Annotated in this window: 16 protein-coding genes and 1 pseudogene; 6 read left to right on the forward strand and 11 right to left on the reverse strand. The window is 55.6% G+C overall.

All coding sequences use genetic code 11. The features are described from left to right. The first annotated feature begins 5 nt into the window (after positions 1-5). The 4 genes from qseB (at position 6) to HII27_RS13615 (ending at position 3,043) form a co-directional block, all read left to right on the forward strand. On the forward strand, positions 6-665 hold the full coding sequence (qseB, locus tag HII27_RS13600; protein WP_185668375.1) for a quorum sensing response regulator transcription factor QseB: 660 nt from the start codon (positions 6-8) through the stop codon (positions 663-665). Next, positions 662-2,011, forward strand: a complete 1,350-nt coding sequence (qseC, locus tag HII27_RS13605) for a quorum sensing histidine kinase QseC (protein ID WP_185668376.1) — start codon at positions 662-664, stop codon at positions 2,009-2,011. Before qseB ends, qseC begins: the two co-directional genes overlap by 4 nt. 105 nt (positions 2,012-2,116) lie before the next feature. Further along, a complete protein-coding gene (locus tag HII27_RS13610; protein WP_185668377.1) occupies positions 2,117-2,698 on the forward strand; it encodes an NAD(P)H-dependent oxidoreductase in 582 nt (193 codons plus the stop codon). Positions 2,699-2,728: 30 nt separating this feature from the next. Then, positions 2,729-3,043 carry a putative quinol monooxygenase gene (locus HII27_RS13615; protein WP_185668378.1) on the forward strand — a complete coding sequence of 105 codons (315 nt, stop codon included), beginning with the start codon at positions 2,729-2,731 and terminating at the stop codon, positions 3,041-3,043. A gap of 106 nt (positions 3,044-3,149) precedes the next feature. Here the strand turns inward: HII27_RS13615 and HII27_RS13620 are convergent, their stop codons facing one another. The 3 genes from HII27_RS13620 to HII27_RS13630 all read right to left on the reverse strand — a co-directional run bounded on the left by HII27_RS13620 (position 3,150) and on the right by HII27_RS13630 (position 7,570). Further along, complete coding sequence (locus HII27_RS13620) at positions 3,150-4,340, reverse strand: glycoside hydrolase family 88 protein (RefSeq protein ID WP_185668379.1); 1,191 nt, start codon at positions 4,338-4,340, stop codon at positions 3,150-3,152. Positions 4,341-4,365: 25 nt separating this feature from the next. Next, positions 4,366-5,634 carry an oligosaccharide MFS transporter gene (locus HII27_RS13625; protein WP_185668380.1) on the reverse strand — a complete coding sequence of 423 codons (1,269 nt, stop codon included), beginning with the start codon at positions 5,632-5,634 and terminating at the stop codon, positions 4,366-4,368. A gap of 97 nt (positions 5,635-5,731) precedes the next feature. Next, positions 5,732-7,570 (reverse strand): DUF2264 domain-containing protein, encoded by a 1,839-nt coding sequence (locus HII27_RS13630; RefSeq protein WP_185668381.1) that lies wholly within the window; start codon positions 7,568-7,570, stop codon positions 5,732-5,734. Between the two features lie 152 nt (positions 7,571-7,722). Between HII27_RS13630 and HII27_RS13635 the strand changes: the two genes are divergently transcribed. Next, positions 7,723-8,580 carry a helix-turn-helix transcriptional regulator gene (locus HII27_RS13635; RefSeq protein ID WP_185668382.1) on the forward strand — a complete coding sequence of 286 codons (858 nt, stop codon included), beginning with the start codon at positions 7,723-7,725 and terminating at the stop codon, positions 8,578-8,580. Here HII27_RS13635 and HII27_RS13640 read toward each other — a convergent pair. The 8 genes and pseudogenes from HII27_RS13640 to nudF form a co-directional block, all read right to left on the reverse strand. Then, entirely contained in the window at positions 8,577-9,866 is a 1,290-nt protein-coding gene (locus tag HII27_RS13640) for a TRAP transporter large permease (protein ID WP_185668383.1), read from the reverse strand. The genes HII27_RS13635 and HII27_RS13640 overlap by 4 nt on opposite strands. 12 nt (positions 9,867-9,878) lie before the next feature. After that, positions 9,879-10,427: a TRAP transporter small permease gene (locus HII27_RS13645; protein ID WP_185668384.1), complete on the reverse strand. Its 549-nt coding sequence runs from the start codon at positions 10,425-10,427 to the stop codon at positions 9,879-9,881. A 57-nt stretch (positions 10,428-10,484) separates the two neighbouring features. Continuing rightward, entirely contained in the window at positions 10,485-11,462 is a 978-nt protein-coding gene (locus HII27_RS13650) for a TRAP transporter substrate-binding protein (protein ID WP_185668385.1), read from the reverse strand. A gap of 367 nt (positions 11,463-11,829) precedes the next feature. Continuing rightward, entirely contained in the window at positions 11,830-13,725 is a 1,896-nt protein-coding gene (parE, locus tag HII27_RS13655) for a DNA topoisomerase IV subunit B (RefSeq protein ID WP_185668386.1), read from the reverse strand. 27 nt (positions 13,726-13,752) lie between these two features. Next, entirely contained in the window at positions 13,753-14,328 is a 576-nt protein-coding gene (gene yqiA / locus HII27_RS13660) for an esterase YqiA (protein WP_185668387.1), read from the reverse strand. Further along, on the reverse strand, positions 14,328-15,155 hold the full coding sequence (cpdA, locus tag HII27_RS13665; protein WP_185668388.1) for a 3',5'-cyclic-AMP phosphodiesterase: 828 nt from the start codon (positions 15,153-15,155) through the stop codon (positions 14,328-14,330). Before cpdA ends, yqiA begins: the two co-directional genes overlap by 1 nt. A 92-nt stretch (positions 15,156-15,247) precedes the next feature. After that, complete coding sequence (locus HII27_RS13670; protein ID WP_185668389.1) at positions 15,248-15,673, reverse strand: DUF1249 family protein; 426 nt, start codon at positions 15,671-15,673, stop codon at positions 15,248-15,250. Then, positions 15,670-16,302, reverse strand: a pseudogene (gene nudF / locus HII27_RS13675) (ADP-ribose diphosphatase). Before nudF ends, HII27_RS13670 begins: the two are co-directional and overlap by 4 nt. A 210-nt stretch (positions 16,303-16,512) precedes the next feature. Between nudF and tolC the strand changes: the two are divergent. Then, positions 16,513-17,937, forward strand: coding sequence for an outer membrane channel protein TolC (gene tolC, locus HII27_RS13680; protein ID WP_185668390.1), 1,425 nt, complete (start codon positions 16,513-16,515; stop codon positions 17,935-17,937). The last annotated feature ends 4 nt before the right edge of the window (positions 17,938-17,941 follow it).

A 17,941-nucleotide genomic window follows, 5' to 3' on the forward strand; every position in this document is an offset into this window, starting at 1 on the left:
AGCAGATGCGAATTTTATTAGTGGAAGATGACAAGCTTATCGGCGACGGCATCAAAACCGGGCTCGGCAAAATGGGCTTCAGCATCGACTGGTTTACCCGCGGTGAAGAGGGCAAAATCGCGCTTTACAGCGCCCCCTACGACGCGGTGATCCTTGACCTGACGCTGCCCGGCATCGACGGGCTGGATATTCTGCGCGAGTGGCGCGAAAAGTCCCGCCGCGAACCGGTGCTCATCCTGACCGCCCGTGATGCGCTGAGCCAGCGCGTCGAAGGGCTGCGCTTAGGCGCTGACGACTATCTCTGCAAACCGTTCGCACTGATTGAAGTCGCCGCCCGGCTGGAGGCGCTGATTCGCCGCGCCCACGGCCAGCCGAGCAGCGTACTGCGCCACGGCGAGGTGGAACTGGATCCCAATCGCCTGACCGCCACCTTGAACAACGAACCGCTCATACTGAAGCCGAAAGAGTTTGCCCTGCTGGAGCTGTTGCTGCGCAACGCCGGGCGCGTGTTGCCGCGCAAGCTGATTGAAGAGAAGCTCTATAGCTGGGATGAAGAGGTCACCAGCAACGCCATTGAAGTGCACGTCCACCATCTGCGCCGCAAGCTCGGCAGCCACTTTATCCGTACCGTCCACGGTATCGGCTACACGTTGGGTGACCAATGAACCTGTTCCGCCGCCTGAGCCTGCGCGTTCGCCTGACGCTGCTGTTTATGCTGCTCTCCGCCGTGGCCTGGTGTTTTGCCAGCGTCATCGCCTGGAAGCAGACCACCGACAAGCTGGATAAGCTGTTCGACACTCAGCAAATGCTGTTTGCCAAACGCATCAGCGCGATGGACTTCGCCGACCTGCCCGCCTCACGCCAGTGGATTCGCGCGCCGAAGAAGGTCAAACACGGGCATCTTGATGATGACGCGCTGGCGTTCGCCATCTACACCGTCGACGGCAAGATGGTGCTGCACGACGGTGAGAACGGGCCGTACATCCCCTATAACTATCGCCGCGAAGGTTTTGACGATGGCCCGCTGAGCAACGATGACGATAGCTGGCGCTTTTTATGGCTGACCACCGCCGATAAAAAATACCGCATCGTGGTCGGCCAGGAGTGGGATTACCGCAAGGAGATGGCGCTGGATATCATCACCAGTCAGCTGACGCCGTGGCTGATTGCCCTGCCGGTCACCTTTTTGCTGTTGATTCTGTTGATTAGCCGCGAGCTGGCGCCGCTGAAAAAAATAACCCGCACCCTGCGCCAGCGCCACCCAGACTCCGGCGAGCCGCTGGATACGCACGGCGTGCCAAACGAAGTACGCCCGATGCTGGACGCGCTCAACCTGCTGTTCCGCCGCATCCACGATATGCTGACTCGCGAGCGCCGCTTCACCTCCGATGCCGCCCATGAGCTGCGCAGCCCGCTCACCGCACTGCGGGTGCAGGCCGAAGTGGCACAGCTGTCGCAGGACGATCCGGAAAGCCAGCAAAAGGCGCTGATGCAGCTGCATGCGGGCATCGACCGCGCCACGCGCCTGGTTGAGCAACTGCTGACCCTCTCCCGCCTCGATTCGCTGGAACAGTTAGCTGACGTGCAGCCGGTGAATCTCGGCGATCTGCTGCAATCCTCGGTGATGGATATCTACCACACCGCGCAAAAAGCCGGCATAGAGATTCGCCTGCACCTGAACGCTCAGCAGGTCACCCGCACCGCCCAGCCGCTGCTGATGAGCCTGCTGGTGCGTAATCTGCTGGATAACGCCGTGCGCTACAGCCCTTCGGGCAGCGTGGTGGACGTGACGCTCGACAACCACGGTTTCAACGTCCGCGATAACGGGCCGGGCATCAGCCCGGAAGCGCTGGCGCGCATCGGCGAGCGCTTCTATCGCCCGCCGGGGCAGGATGAAACCGGCAGCGGTCTTGGGTTGTCGATCGTGCAGCGCATTGCGACGCTGCACGGCATGACGGCGACGTTTGCTAACGCCCCCGACGGCGGCTTTGAAGTGACCCTTCGTGGGTAGCTGATTATTGCTAATTCAGCAAAAGACTTTGCACATTTTGCACATTTAATCGTTACAGCAAGGCGAGTATCATGCCCCTCAAAAGCCAACTTTTGAGGATTTATAATGAGCAACATTCTGATTGTTAACGGTGCGAAAAAATTCGGCCATTCTAACGGCCAGCTGAACAACACCCTGACTGAAGTCGCGGAGACCTACCTGCGCGACCTCGGGCATGATGTTAAAGTGGTTCGCGCGGACGGCGACTATGACGTCAAAGCCGAAGTACAAAACTTCCTGTGGGCCGACACCGTTATCTGGCAGATGCCAGGTTGGTGGATGGGGGCACCATGGACCGTGAAAAAATATATCGATGACGTATTCACCGAAGGTCACGGTTCTCTGTACGCCAGCGATGGTCGTACCCGCTCCGACGCCAGCAAAAAATATGGTTCCGGCGGCCTGATTCAGGGTAAAACCTATATGCTGTCCCTGACCTGGAATGCCCCAATGGAAGCCTTTACCGATAAAGATCAGTTCTTCCACGGCGTGGGCGTTGACGGCGTTTACCTGCCGTTCCACAAAGCCAACCAGTTCCTGGGAATGGAAGCGCTGCCGACCTTTATCACCAATGACGTGATTAAAATGCCTGACGTTCCACGTTATGTTGCAGAATACCGCGAGCATCTTGGGAAGATTTTTGCTTAACTGTTAGCCTGGAATTAGAAGGAGTTAATCATGTTGACCATTATTGCTGAAATCCGTACTCGTCCAGGACAACATCACCGTCAGGCGGTGCTGGATCAGTTCACCAAAATTATCCCAACCGTGCTGAAAGAAGACGGCTGCCACGGCTACGCGCCGATGGTTGATCACGCTGCAAACGTGAGCTTCCAGACCACCGCACCGGACTCTATCGTGATGGTTGAAGTGTGGGAAAGCGTGGCGCACCTTGAAGCGCACCTGCAGACGCCGCACATGAAAGCCTGGAGCGAAGCGGTGAAAGCCGATGTGCTGGATACGACCATTCGTATTCTGGAGTCAGGCGTTTAAGACTGACGCATGAACGTAGCCCGGCCGAACGCAGTGACGCCGGGGAATCCCCGGCGTCGGTGTTTACGCACCTCGTCCAGGCTACGTGTTAAAGGTAGTTACCGATTTACCAGTACAGCTTCCAGCTCTGCGTCATGCGCACCAGCGCTTCCACATAGAAATAATCCCCCCAGCTACAGCATTCATCCACGCCCTTATCGCTCGCGAAGTGATACACCGAATGTTTCAGCACGCCGGTACCCGGTTCGTCCACGCCCATCAGATAGTGCTTCGACAGCGACGACATCATCCCCATCGCCCACTGCTGATAGCGCTCACGGTCCGGATCGGTGGTCGGCAGATGCTTCACCAGTTCCAGCAGGCCGCACACCGCAATCGCCGCTGAGGATGAATCACGCAGCGCATCGGTGCCGACCAGCGCCAGATCCCAATGACAGACATAGTCTTCCGGCAGGCGGTTGAGGAAGTAGTTCGCCAGCTTTTTCGACAAGCTAATCAGCTCCTTGTCGCCGGTATACAAGAAGCTCAGCATAAAGCCGTAAATGCCCCACGCCTGCCCGCGCGACCAGCAGGAGTCGTCGGCATAGCCCTGCTGGGTTTTACCAAAGCGCGGCGCGCCGGTCTGCACGTCCATGTAATAGGTGTGGTAGGTCGAGGCGTCTTCACGCACCAGATATTTCGCCGACTGGCGCACGTGGGCGCGCGCGGCATCGGCAAATCGCGGATCGCCGGTCTGTTCCGTCGCCCAATAGAGCAGCGGCAGGTTCATGGTGCAGTCGATAATCATGCGCCCTGCTTGCTCCGGGTCGGTCAGCACACCCCAGGCCTGAATAATTTCCGCTTTACGATGGAAGCGTTCCAGCAGGGCTTCCGCCGCCTGCAAAGAGAAGCCGCGCGCATCGCGATTACCGGTCAAACGCCAGGCCGACACGCAGGAGAGCGTGTACAGGAAGCCCAGGTCATGAGTATTGGTGTCACAGCGCCCGGCAATACGCAGGCCGAACGAGCGCACGTGCTGCTCTGCCAGCGCCCGGTATTTCTCCTCGCCGGTCATCTCCCAGGCCAGCCACAGCTGCCCGGTCCAGAAGCTGGTCGTCCATTCAACGTTTTCGGTCAGCGGATAGTAGCCGTCCACGCAGGCTTCGCCTGGAAATTTATCACCGAAATCCGTTAAATGACGGCTAATCAGCTTAAGGACATGGCTACGCGCCGAGCACAGCTCATCGTTAAACGTCTGAAGATTAACGGGAGCACCCGGAAATTCGCGCAGGGTTTCCTCAACGATAGGGTTTAACATATTCGGTTCCTTCATTCAGTAAGGCTTATTTAGAAATACCATTTTCAGCGACATCAAGTGCAGGCTGGCGATGATTCTGACGTTTACAGGCGGATAACGTGAATGCTGAAATCAGCGTAAAGAACAGCGCAATTCCACCCATAATGATATAGGTCTTTTCGAATCCAATGCGGTCATATAATAAACCTGCTGGTGAAGAGACCACGACATTACCGATATACAACATGGCCTGGTAACCCAATAAATACATGGTAGCGTTGACGCGTTTATCGAAATGCTCAGCAATATATTTAAAGACCGAGACCAGCAGCAGACAAATCTCCAGGCCGTACAGCGGTTTAATCACAGAAATCAGCAGATGCGACTCGCACAGGCCGGAAATAACCAGTCGTGCGCCCACCAATACACCCACAATAATCAGACCGCGTTTCGCACCGATATAGTTGACGAACATCGGCATAAAGATATACATCACAAACTCGGTGCCGGACTGCACGGTACCCAGCAGGCCAAAGAGGGTGTTACCTTCGTGCACATCGCTAAAGAAGGTGACGAAATAGCGCGAGAACTGCTGCTCAGCGACAAACATCATCCACGCCACGCCAGCCACATACAGGCAGAATGCCCAGAACTTGCTGCTTTTCAGCAGGTCGAAAACGTCTTTCAGTACAATCTTATCCTTTGAAATAACCGCGCTGGCGTTGCTGGTTGCAGTATCTACTTTCAGGCTGATTAACACCGCCAGCATGACCAGCGATGCCACGCTGCCGAGGATAAAGTTGTAGGCCGGAGAGATATTAAACAGCAGGCCGGAGAAGGACGACGCCACCGCCCAACCGAGCGAGCCCCACATACGAATCTGACCAAACTCCATGCTGTTCAGGCGACTGTAGCGATCGGCATAGGATTCACAGGCCGCCACGCCGGCATACCACGCGAAGCTCAGATAAATAGCACCAACAATAATCCCCACGGTGGTGTAGGAGAGCAGCAGCGGCTGGTAAACATAAATAAAGAACGGCGCCATCAGAGCGGACATCACCACCACAAAATAGAGCAGATATTTACTCATGCCAATTTTATCGAGAATATAACCGTAAATAGGCTTGAGAATAACGGAGAATATGCCGTTGACGGCAAACACGGTGCCAATCACCGCGCCGCTGAGTTCTGCTTTTTGCCCAAGCCAAATCGCAAATAAGCCAATACTGGCTGACCAGGTAAAAAAATACAAAAATATAAACGAGCTTATTTTGTAATATTCCAGTCTGTTTGTAGACGATATTTTTTCCATACGGTCCTCGACAAAACGATGTAGGGGTACAGACTCTGCAACATAATGATGCAGAGTCTGTCAGGAGGTATTCCGGTTTATGGTTATATCCGGATAGTTAAAAATTCAGCGTTGTTATTTTCCCGCTGACGTTATCCGTCACGTTCAGCGTATTATTTTCAATGTGCAGCGTGGGTAATGCTGGCAAGGTTGCGTTGTGGTGACCGCTTGCCACTACCGCGCAGCACAGCCAGTGTTCGCCAGGCGCTATCTCGCCCGCTAGCGTCGGAATCGCCGCGCACTCGGCAAACATCACGCTGCTGTTCGGCGGGGTAATCACACTGTCGGCAAGACGCACGGCGTGAGGCGAGAGATCCACTACCGCGCTCATCCCGTTGGCAGCATTCACCCGACTCTGGCGCACGGTCAGTTGCGCATCGGCTTTCATCACCGCAAAGCCGCCCTCCACCGTCTGCAAGCGACACGCCGTATTCACCCGGTGCACGCGCACGTGCCAGTCGCCGCATGGGATAAGCCAGGTATCGACCTGCACGTCGTGCCACGGCAGCCAGCGCGAGTAGATAGCGCCGTCCAGCATCTCAACGCTCTCGCATTCACGGCGGCCGCGCCAGTAATTGTCGTTATCCGACAGCAGCAGCATCGAGTCACAGGCCGCGTGCTTAATGCCGTAGCGCCCTCGCTCAATGGTGAAACCAAAGCGCGTGGAGTAGGCAAATTTGGTGTACTTGGCCTCGGTGTTCACGTAGTTGTTCAGCTCGAGCTGGCCGGAGGTGAGCATCACCACGTGCTGCGAGTTTTCGCTGTGCTGTAGGATCTGCTGAGCGGGAACAATCGCATGTACCGGTGCCAGGCTCGGCAGCGGCATCTCTTCCGCCTGCCAGAAGGCATGAGTCTCCGGCAGCGCCATGATCAAAAACACCTTCAGCGCCCAGTACGGTGAGCCCGGCGAGTTGTAGTCTTCGCACATCGCCAGGTTCGGATAGGCGAACCCCAACGTCAGAATACCGTCGCGATCGAAAATCGGCTGATCCAGCCACCAGCGCAGGTGGCGCAGGATAATGCCTTTCACTACGCCCGGCGAGAAGACGTCCAGCCCGGCGAAGGCCACGCCGCTCCAGAATGCCACCATCGCAAAGCGGTAGGTCAGGCTGCGGCCAAACGGCACCGACGCCCCGTCGGCGGCGGAAAGGTAGATAAAGTCTTTGGCAAACAGGGAGGCACGTTCACGCAGCGTCGCGGCGCGCGTTGGGTCGTCGTCCGCGTTCAGCGTGGCGTAAATCAGGCCGTAAAAGTGGAACGCCATCGAGATGTAGTAATCTTTCGGGCGGCCCGGGCCATCGGAGTACCAGCCGCCGCCAAGATAGTAGGCTTCCATCATCGTGAAGCGGCGGTCGATAGCGGCCTGGTCATACGGCAGCCCAGCGCGCTTAAAGCCCAGCTGTACGATAATCGCAAAGTAATTCCAGTTGCTGTCCGGCATCTGGGCATCGGTGATTTGATTCAGCCAGCGATGCAGGTTTTCCTGTTCGGCAGCGCTGAAATGATTGGTCAGCTTGTCCTGCAGCAGCGCAAACCCGAGGCCATAAGCCGCCATCTCAACCAGACGCTGATCGTAGGGCCCGGTTTCGCCCCAATAGGATGGGCTTTGCGGGTCAGTACCCAGCTTAATCGCGGTGAGATATTTGTCGCTAAACGGCACCGCTTCCCCACCCGCCAGCAGCGGGAACAGACCCCAAAGCGCTCTCGATAAGCCCTCCATTTCCGCAATATCCGTGCTGTAGTGGGCGCAGGTTTTACCCAGCGAGAACTGCGCGACGTTGTCGGGAAACTGTTTATCGAGAGCGCTCAGCATTGCCGTCAGCGTCTGCGCTACGTCCTGTCGTGATGACAATATTTTTGATATTTCCGCCACTGTCCTGCCCCCTGATTTACCCATCCTCGAAAGTGGCTAAAGCATAGAGAATCGGGGTGGCTGAGAAATGTTAACCCGGTCACAACTGATATCATTCGATGAACCGCCGCTTGATAAAATTTAAAACAGTGGTTTAGTAGTAAGATTAACCCGGTAAAAATTTAAATTTATTGCACATGACTTCGTCCTGGAATGCCGAGCATCTGGAGCTGATCACCCTGAATGACGCCGTGGCGTCGTTTAGCCGCCTTTTTGCCAATACCGTGCGCTACCAGCACTGGCATCAGTGTCTGGAAATTCTCTATGTCGAAGAGGGGTTTGGCGTAGTGATCGTCGATAATCGCCAGTACACCATGCGCCCCGGCAGGCTCTTTTTCTTCCCCCCGTTCACGCTGCATAAAATCATGGTCGATGAAAAAGCGCAGGATAGTTATCGGCGGACGATTATCCATGTCGATCAGCACGCCATCGCGACGTTGCTGCGCCACTTCCCGGAAAATCATCAGCGCTTACAGGCACTTTCAGCCCGTGGCCGCCCAGCATTTGTGGCGGATTTAGCCGACCAGCACGCGCATATTGATCACCTGTTCGGCCTGTATGCCCGTATGTCCAACGCCTCCGGCCTCAGCACCGAGCAGATAACCTGCATGCTGATGACGCTGTTCAATATGCTGCCGCCCACCCAGGAAAAGATGCCGGAAGCCGGGCGCGGTATCGCCAGTTCAGTGATGTTCTGGATTGAAGAGAACTATCGGCAGAAATTCAGCCTCGACGCGCTAGCGCGGGAATTAGGGAAATCACGTAGCTATCTGTCGCGCCGCTTTCACGCCGAGACGGGCGAGAATATTCACGATTATCTCAATACTATTCGGCTACGCCGCGCCTGCGAACTGCTGCTGCATAGCGCGCTGCCGGTAAGCGAGATTGCCAGCCAGGTGGGGTTTTCTGAGGTGACTTACTTTATTAGCTCATTTAAAAAGGGGATCGGTGAGACCCCCTTACGGTATCGCAAAAATCACGTGGTTCAGGCCTAATGGAAGCGCCCTGGTAGCCACAAAGAAATCATCGGAACATAGGTGATAATAATCAGCACCAGGAACAGCACGCAGTAGAACGGGATCATGGCCTTCACCACCGTCTCAATTTTCTGCCCACTCACGGCGCTCGCCACGAACAGCACCGAACCCACCGGCGGCGTGATAAGGCCAATCCCCAGGTTCATCATCATGATGATACCGAAGTGTACCGGGTCGATACCTAGCTCAACCACCACCGGCAGCAGAATCGGCGTCAGGATCAGAATCAGCGGTGCCATGTCCATCAGACAGCCCAACAGCAGCAGCATAATGTTGATAATCAACAGGATAACGTACTTGTTATCCGACAGCGACAGCAACGCGGCGGAGATCTCCTGCGGTAGTCCCACCAGCGTCATCACCGAGCCAAACGCGGCGGCGAAGGCAATCAGCACCATCACCATGGTGACGGTTTTGATGGTACGGTGAATCAGCTTCGGGAAGTCCTTAAGCTTGTATTCGCGGTAGACAAAGAAGGTGACAAACATCGCCCACACGCAGGCAATTGCCCCGGACTCCGTTGGCGTGAAGAAGCCGGAGAGAATACCGCCGGAGATGATCACAATAGTAATCAGCCCCCAGATGGCGTCTGAGGCAATCTTTATCTTGCGCTTAAGTTCGACGCGTTCCTCTTTCGGGTAGTTGTTTTTACGCGCGGCAATCAGGCACATCACGATAAGCGTCACGCACAGCACCAGCGTCGGGATGATCCCGGCGAGGAACATCGCCGGAATAGTCACCGCCGCGGTGTTCGCCACGATAGCAAACAGCACAGAGTTATGGCTCGGCGGCACGAGGATCGCCTGCACCGAGGCGCTGGCGGTCAGCACCGCACCGAATGAGCGCGGGTAGCCTTTGCGCTCCATTTCCGGGATCAGCACCGATCCGATCGACGCAGTATCCGCCACCGACGATCCAGAAATCGCACCAAACAGCGTCGAAGCGAGAATGTTCACCAGCGACAGGCCGCCACGGATCCAGCCAACAAACAGCCCGGCGAAATCCACCAGCCGTCGCGCCATCCCCCCTTCCGCCATAATCGCCCCGGCAAAGACAAAGAACGGAATGGTCAGCAGGTTGACGTTATCGGTACTGTGGAAAATGGTGATAATAAGCCCGTCGAGGGAGAAGTCGGCGAAGGCGGTGACCACCACGGCGGTCAGGCCGACAGCATAGGCCACTGGCATACCAATCGCCATCAGCGTCACGAAAGTGACGACAAAAATAATCAGCGTTAAGTCCATTGCGTTCGCTCCTTAGTGACCGACTTTCGGCGAGCCAAACTGCACCAGTTCACGGTGCGTTTGTGGGCCGCACAGCATTTTTTCGACCACGAACAGCAGCGTAAAGAACGATCCCAGCGGAATCGGCAGGTGGGTGATCCCCGAGGTCAGGAACGGCAGCGACGGCACCACGTCCTCCCAGGCATCCATACAGCCAATGATCCCCCAGTGAATGATAAACAGGCAGGTGGCGAGCATCGCCAGATCGACAAACACCGCCAGCCCCTTTTTCATTGTCGGGTTGATATGATCGACCAGCATGGTGATCGCAATATGGCTGCCTGCCCGATAGGCCGCCGCCGCCCCCACAAAGGAGAAGGTGATCATACAGATCTGCGACAGCGGTTCCGGCCAACTGGTCGACGCGTGCGGCAGAAAGTCCAGCCAGGCAGGAAGATCGGGACGAAAGCGAGCGTAGATCCCCACCAGATAGATAAACGTCATAAATAACAGGCTGATCCCTGACAGCCAAATACAGATCCGATACACGCCATCCATGACCAGGACATAGAAATTTTTCATTATTATCCCCAGATCAAAACGGGCGGGCCAGCCCACGCTGGCCTGCCGCGAAGTGGATTATTTGGTGTCCTGAATTTGCTGCATTAAGTCGCTGAACTGCTTACCGTATTTCTCACGAACCGGTGCAGTGGCGTCGACAAACGGCTTTTTGTCGACCGGAAGGAATTTGACGCCCTGGCTTTGCAGGCGCTGCTTGGATTTCTCCACGTAGTCCGCCCACAGCACGCGCTCTTCAGCCTGTGCTTCTTTCGCCAGCTTCATGATCAGCGCCTGATCGTCCGCCGAGAGCTTGCTCCATTTACGCTTCGAGAAAGCGAGCACTTCCGGGATCATAAAGTGTTCGGTGAGATCGAAATATTTGGTCCCGGCCACCACGTAGTTTTCAGTATCAAAAGTCGGCTCGTTGTTTTCCGCCGCATCGATCACCCCGGTTTGCAGGCTGGCAAAGACATCGCCCACCGGCAGGACGATCGGGTTCGCCCCCAGTGCTTTAAAGGTATCGAGGCCGATCGGGTTATTTTGCAGACGGATCTTCACCCCTTTCAGATCGTCGAGGCTGGTGATCGGTTTTTTAGTGATCAGACTACGCGAGCCCGCATCCATCCAGCCAAGGAAGACCAGGCCGAGGTTGCTGTCGGAGATCTCTTTGGCCAGCGTGTTACCAATATCGCCATCCAGCACCTTGTGCTGATGGTCGGTATCGCGGAACACAAACGGCATGTTGAAGACGCTCACCTGAGGAAGGATACCGCCGACCGGGGCCATCGAAACACGCAGGATATCAATAGCGCCCGCACGGGTTTTCTCGAGCGTGGTGCTCTCATCGCCCATCTGCCCGCTTGGGAACATGCGGATGGACAGTCGCCCGTCGGTTTGTTGGCTGAGTTTTTCACCCATGTGAATCACCGCCGCCGTGGTCGGATAGTCAGCCGGGTGTACATCTGAAGCGATGAACACCGTTTTTGCCATCGCCGCCGCAGACCCCATCAGTAACGAGAAAGATAAAACGCTTACTGCCAGTTTTCTTCTTAACATAGACGATTCTCTTTTGATTAAAGATAAAATTCACCATGCGAATCAATTGCCAGCACAGATTGACGTCCATGTTCAGAAGTATGTTTTATATCCAGCGCAAGAATATGGTAGAAGTCATACAACTAAACTGTGACCTGTCATACCAAATTTTAAAATGGCATTTCAGAAAGCGTAGAAATTAGAATTGAATCGATTAATTAAGCGGCGGTTGTGGCAATAAAAAAGGAGACGCAAGCGTCTCCTTTTCAATCGTAGGCCGGCTTCACTGTGTGACGCCGGGGAAATCCCGGAGTCGGTGCTAACGCACCTCGTCCGGGCTACAAGCGAGTCTGTAGGCCGGGTAAGCGAAGCGCCATCCGGCAAGGTGTTAGGCTTCCAGCTCCGCCATATCGCCTTTCTCCTGCAGCCAGTTACGGCGATCTTCCGAACGCTTCTTGGCCAGCAGCATATCCATGGTGGCATCGGTTTGCTGTTCATCTTCATCGGTGATGTACAGCTGCACCAGGCGGCGGGTGTTCGGATCGAGCGTGGTTTCGCGCAGCTGCATCGGGTTCATCTCACCCAGACCTTTAAAGCGCTGTACGTTCGGTTTGCCTTTTTTACGCTTGAGCTGCTCCAGCACGCCCGCTTTTTCCTCTTCGGTCAGGGCATAGTAAACCTCTTTGCCCAGATCGATACGGTACAGCGGCGGCAGCGCCACATAAACGTGACCTTCTTTCACCAGCGCGCGGAAGTGCTTCACGAACAGTGCACACAGCAGCGTTGCGATGTGCAGACCATCAGAGTCCGCATCCGCGAGGATACAGATCTTGCCGTAGCGCAGCTGGCTCAGATCCGAACTGTCTGGATCGATACCGATCGCCACGGAAATATCGTGGACTTCCTGCGAGGCCAGCACTTCGTCAGAAGAGACTTCCCAGGTATTGAGGATCTTACCTTTGAGCGGCATGATCGCCTGATATTCACGATCGCGCGCCTGTTTGGCAGAGCCGCCTGCGGAGTCACCTTCGACGAGGAACAGTTCGGTGCGAGCGAGATCCTGCGCGGTACAGTCGGCCAGTTTACCCGGCAGCGCCGGGCCGCTGGTGAGCTTTTTACGCACCACTTTTTTCGCCGCGCGTAGGCGACGCTGGGCGCTGGAAATCGCCATTTCGGCCAGCAGCTCTGCCGCCTGGACGTTCTGGTTCAGCCACAGGCTGAAGGCATCTTTCACCACGCCAGAGACAAACGCCGCGCACTGACGGGAAGAGAGACGCTCTTTCGTCTGCCCGGCGAACTGCGGATCCTGCATCTTCACCGACAGCACGTAGGCGCAGCGGTCCCAGATATCTTCCGCCGACAGCTTCACGCCGCGCGGCAGAATGTTGCGGTATTCGCAGAACTCGCGCATCGCGTCAAGCAGGCCCTGGCGCAGACCGTTAACGTGCGTTCCGCCCTGCATGGTCGGGATCAGGTTGACGTAGCTTTCGGTCAGCAGCTCGCCGCCTTCCGGCAGCCATAGCAGCGCCCAGTCCACCGCTTCGGTTTCGCCGGAGAAGTTACCGACAAACGGTTTTTCCGGCAGCAGCGGCAAGCCGTTCACGGCTTCGCAAAGATAGTCGTTCAGACCGTCGGCGTAGCACCAGGTCTGTTCGGTGTCGTTCACTTTGTCTTTAAAGACAATTTCAACGCCGGGGCAGAGTACCGCTTTCGCTTTCAGCAGGTGGCTTAAGCGGGAAACGGAAAAACGCGGGCTGTCGAAGAAGCTTTCGTCCGGCCAGAAGTGGACGCTGGTCCCGGTATTGCGTTTGCCGCAGGTACCGGTGACGTGCAGATCTTCCACCTTGTCGCCGTTTTCAAACGCGATGGTGTAGACCTGACCATCGCGACGAACGTTGACCTCAACGCGCTTCGACAGGGCGTTAACTACCGAGATCCCCACGCCGTGCAGGCCGCCGGAGAACTGATAGTTTTTGTTGGAGAACTTACCGCCCGCGTGCAGGCGACAGAGGATCAGCTCAACGGCCGGTACGCCCTCTTCCGGGTGGATATCGACGGGCATGCCGCGACCATCGTCGATCACTTCCAGTGATTGATCGGCATGAAGAATAACCTCAACACGCTTCGCGTGTCCGGCAAGCGCTTCATCCACACTGTTATCAATCACTTCCTGACCAAGGTGGTTCGGACGTGTGGTATCTGTGTACATCCCCGGGCGGCGGCGAACCGGCTCAAGCCCGGTGAGTACCTCAATGGCATCAGCGTTATAAGAAGATTGCGTCATGATCTATTCGTAGGTAGTTGGCGCTGCTTAATGCAACCCCAGAAAATCGATAATCTGTGTGAAGTGATCTTCAAAGCCGATAAATGCGTGATTACCGCCCTCCTCTACCGTTTGTCGGCAGGAGGCGAAATAGTTCACGGCCTGGCGGTAATCAAGCACTTCGTCGCCGGTCTGCTGAAGCAGCCAGATAAGATCCGGTGCCTCCAGTGGGTCAATTTGCATGACTTTGAGATCGTAAATATGGCGTGACTCTAGCACATATTGCTGCCCGGTGTAGGGATTCTCATTCGGCCCAAGGAAATTCACCAGCAGCTCAAACGGGCGTATCGCCGGGTTCACCACCACCGCTGGCAGCATGAAACATTGGGATAACCAGGTTGCATAATAGCCGCCCAGCGATGACCCCACGATGCCCAGTGGTTCACCGCCGTGTTTCAGCACCAGCGCTTCCAGCATCTCCGCCGCTTCCGCCGGATAGGCCGGCAGTTGCGGGATCAGCATATTCACGTCGGGATAGTACTCCGCCAGCCACTGCTTCAGCGCCGTAGCCTTTGCTGACAGCGGTGAGCTGTTGAATCCATGCAGATAAAGAAGCGTCGACATCAATAACCTTCAGATGCGGTATCAGGATGGAATTCGCACCCGGCAAGGCGGCAGACTTCGGTGGTTAATGAACCATCGTCATGCAGCTCAAGCCAGCGCCACCCAGGGGAAACGGTATCCAGCGTGAAGTTGGCACAGTGCGGTTTAAACTGTACGCAGGTTGACGGCGTCGCCATGATGCGGCGGCCGTTCCAGTCGACGTCCAGTTCCTGATGAATGTGGCCACAAAGCAGGTTTTTTACGCGCGGGTAGCGCACCAGCACATTATCCAGCGCCCCTGCGTTACGCAGGCTGTGCTGATCGAGCCAGCTGCATCCCGCTGGCAGCGGATGATGGTGCAGCAGCAGCAGCGTATGTCGGTCCGGCGCTTCCGCCAGCCGTTTTTCCAGCCACTCAAGCTGGAACTCGCTCAGCTCGCCGTGCGGCACGCCGAACACCTGACTATCCAGCAGGAGGATCTGCCAGTTTTCGCCCACCAGTACGCGCTTGGCCGGGGAGATCCCCGCGTCCTGAAGCGTGCTGTACATGGATGGCTGGAAGTCATGATTCCCCGGCAACCAAACGCAGGGTGCAGCGAAACTCGCGATGCCGTCAGCAAAGTGCTGATAGGCCGCGGATGAATGATCCTGCGCTAAATCGCCCGTCGCCACCACCAGGTCAACTTCACGCGCCGAGGCATGAATAGCCTGCAAGACGGCGTGATAGCTTGCCCAGGTGTTCACGCCTAACAGCGTTTCATCTTTTTCCGCAAACAGGTGAGTATCAGTGATTTGCAGTACCCTGACACTGGCCCCACCAGCCAGAGGAAGGTTTAAAAGGCTTTCCAAATGGTGTCCTTAGGTTTCACGATGCAAACATACACATCATCCTTTCATGCTGCGTCATCGCTGGCAGCGTCCCAGATACAGCCTGAAAGGTGCTATGTACAAACCGGAATCGCCATCGCTCCATGTGCTAAACAGTATCTTAGCCAATCAGCTAAAAACTGATTAATTTGATGCTTTTCGTCGCGTTGATGCAACTTTTTATTTGGATAATCATATCGCGCTTTGAAGCGAAAGATCTGCTGACTTGAACACACTTCAGCCACCATCGCATCATGATACAGCCGCACACTCATCGACGGCAGGCTCCAGTAGCTCACCGCCGGGTGCGTCTGCTCAACCGTTACCAGCGTAGTGTAGCGGGTTGATTCTGTTATCGTTAACCGATATTGCGCATTGGCCACCTGATAGTTCACCGTTTCGCCGGCTTCATCAACGCGCGGCAGTAAGCGACGTAATTGTGCGAAATTGGTCTCGCACAGGCGCATCATTTCTGGGAAGTCAGGTGTGTAACGCTTCATTTGGTCCACTCTTTTCGTAAGTCCTGATAATGCAGCTGTAGCCATTGCAAAGCGATGACAGAGGCTGCGTTGTCAATTTTTCCCTCTTCTACACATTGATAAGCGTACTCCCGGCTTACCACATGAACCCGGATATCTTCGTGTTCATCCGCCAGGCCATGAATACCTTTGGCCGTTGTTGCATCCACTTCGCCCACCATAATGGTCAGGCGCTCGCTGGTGCCGCCAGGGCTTGCCAGATAACTCAGACACTCTTTTACCCGGCCGAGTTCAAGCCCGGCCTCTTCCTGCGATTCGCGACGCGCCACATCCTATACGCTTTCACCCTCTTCAATCATGCCGGCCACCATCTCCAGCAGATAAGGGGTTTCGCTGGTGTCATAGGCCGCAATGCGAATTTGCTCAATCAGCACCACTTCGTCACGCACTGGGTCAAAGGGTAGCAAGACTGCAGCGTGACCGCGCTCAAAAATTTCGCGCCGGACTTCACCGCTCATCTCGCCGTTGAACAGACGATGGCGAAAACGGTACACATCAATCGAAAAAAAACCGCGATATACCGTTTCTCGTGCAATAATTTCTACATCGTTTTTCGAGAGGGTAACCACTGGGTTACGTGATTTTGTCATGGCCTTGCCTATGCTGTAATTATGATGAAATTGTGGATTTAAAATCCGTTTATCTTAGGATCCACTCTCTCTGTGGTAGATTGGTGCAAATTAACGCCAGATGGCACATTACGACAACTTTTTAACGTGGCAGACTCTGGTACAATCGGCGAATATTTTTTCTGTGAATTAGATCAGCGCTAAGCTTCACAACAAGGAATGCAAATGCAAATGAAGAAATTGCTCCCCATCCTTATTGGTCTGAGCCTTACGGGTTTCAGTACAATGAGCCAGGCAGAGAACCTGTTACAGGTCTATCAGCAGGCACGTACCAGTAACCCAGATCTCCGTAAATCCGCAGCAGACCGCGATGCCGCATTCGAAAAGATCAACGAAGCGCGTAGCCCGCTGTTACCGCAGTTAGGTTTGGGTGCCGATTATACCTATACCAATGGCTTCCGCGACAATAACGGCGTGAACTCCAACGCGACCAGCGGCTCGCTGACGTTAACGCAAAGCCTGTTTGATATGTCCAAATGGCGTGCTCTGACCCTGCAGGAAAAAGCGGCAGGCATCCAGGACGTGACCTATCAGACCGATCAGCAGACGCTGATCCTGAATACCGCCACGGCGTACTTTAACGTGCTGAGCGCGATTGACTCACTCTCCTACACCGAAGCGCAGAAACAGGCGATTTACCGCCAGTTGGATCAAACCACTCAGCGCTTTAACGTGGGCCTCGTGGCGATTACCGACGTGCAGAACGCCCGTTCACAGTACGATACCGTACTGGCGAATGAAGTGACCGCGCGTAACAACCTCGACAACGCCGTTGAAGCGCTGCGTCAGGTGACCGGTAACTACTACCCAGAGCTGGCGTCTTTGAACGTCGACAGCTTTAAAACAGACAAACCGCAGGGCGTTAACTCGCTGCTGAAAGAAGCGGAAAACCGTAACCTCTCCCTGTTGCAGGCTCGCCTGAACCAGGACCTGGCGCGTGAGCAGATTCGCCAGGCGCAGGACGGCCATCTGCCGACGCTGGATTTGAACGCCTCTACCGGGGTGTCAAACACCTCCTACAGCGGCTCTAAAACCCACAGTTCCCAGTACGACGACAACGACGCCGGCCAGAACAAAATTGGCCTGAGCTTCTCCCTGCCGCTGTACCAGGGCGGGATGGTTAACTCGCAGGTGAAACAGGCGCAGTACAACTTCGTCGGCGCCAGCGAGCAGCTGGAGAGCGCGCACCGCTCCGTTGTTCAGACCGTGCGTTCTTCCTTCAACAACATCAACGCCTCTATCAGCAGCATCAACGCCTACAAACAGGCCGTGGTCTCTGCACAGAGTTCATTAGACGCGATGGAAGCGGGTTACTCCGTGGGTACGCGTACTATCGTTGACGTGTTGGATGCCACCACCACGCTGTACAACGCGAAGCAGCAGCTCTCCAGCGCGCGTTATAACTACCTGATCAACCAGCTGAATATTAAAAATGCGCTGGGTACGCTCAACGAGCAGGATCTGATTGCGCTGAACAATGCGCTGGGTAAAACCGTCGCGACCTCTACCGACAGCGTTGCGCCGCAGAACCCGCAGCAGGACGCTTCAGCGGACGGCTACACCTCTCCGGCGACCAGCAAAGCGCGTCTGCGCTAAGGCC

The organism is Kluyvera sichuanensis (assembly GCF_014218705.1).
Lineage (GTDB): Bacteria > Pseudomonadota > Gammaproteobacteria > Enterobacterales > Enterobacteriaceae > Kluyvera > Kluyvera sichuanensis.

Bases quoted from the DNA above. Each gene is read 5' to 3' on its own strand.
- HII27_RS13645 (WP_185668384.1), bottom strand. From the start codon at position 10,427: ATGAAAAATTTCTATGTCCTGGTCATGGATGGCGTGTATCGGATCTGT.
- HII27_RS13620 (WP_185668379.1), bottom strand. From the start codon at position 4,340: ATGTTAAACCCTATCGTTGAGGAAACCCTGCGCGAATTTCCGGGTGCT.
- qseC (WP_185668376.1), top strand. From the start codon at position 662: ATGAACCTGTTCCGCCGCCTGAGCCTGCGCGTTCGCCTGACGCTGCTG.
- parE (WP_185668386.1), bottom strand. From the start codon at position 13,725: ATGACGCAATCTTCTTATAACGCTGATGCCATTGAGGTACTCACCGGG.
- yqiA (WP_185668387.1), bottom strand. From the start codon at position 14,328: ATGTCGACGCTTCTTTATCTGCATGGATTCAACAGCTCACCGCTGTCA.
- HII27_RS13670 (WP_185668389.1), bottom strand. From the start codon at position 15,673: ATGAAGCGTTACACACCTGACTTCCCAGAAATGATGCGCCTGTGCGAG.
- HII27_RS13615 (WP_185668378.1), top strand. From the start codon at position 2,729: ATGTTGACCATTATTGCTGAAATCCGTACTCGTCCAGGACAACATCAC.
- qseB (WP_185668375.1), top strand. From the start codon at position 6: ATGCGAATTTTATTAGTGGAAGATGACAAGCTTATCGGCGACGGCATC.
- HII27_RS13630 (WP_185668381.1), bottom strand. From the start codon at position 7,570: ATGGGTAAATCAGGGGGCAGGACAGTGGCGGAAATATCAAAAATATTG.
- HII27_RS13650 (WP_185668385.1), bottom strand. From the start codon at position 11,462: ATGTTAAGAAGAAAACTGGCAGTAAGCGTTTTATCTTTCTCGTTACTG.
- tolC (WP_185668390.1), top strand. From the start codon at position 16,513: ATGAAGAAATTGCTCCCCATCCTTATTGGTCTGAGCCTTACGGGTTTC.
- HII27_RS13625 (WP_185668380.1), bottom strand. From the start codon at position 5,634: ATGGAAAAAATATCGTCTACAAACAGACTGGAATATTACAAAATAAGC.
- HII27_RS13610 (WP_185668377.1), top strand. From the start codon at position 2,117: ATGAGCAACATTCTGATTGTTAACGGTGCGAAAAAATTCGGCCATTCT.
- HII27_RS13640 (WP_185668383.1), bottom strand. From the start codon at position 9,866: ATGGACTTAACGCTGATTATTTTTGTCGTCACTTTCGTGACGCTGATG.
- HII27_RS13635 (WP_185668382.1), top strand. From the start codon at position 7,723: ATGACTTCGTCCTGGAATGCCGAGCATCTGGAGCTGATCACCCTGAAT.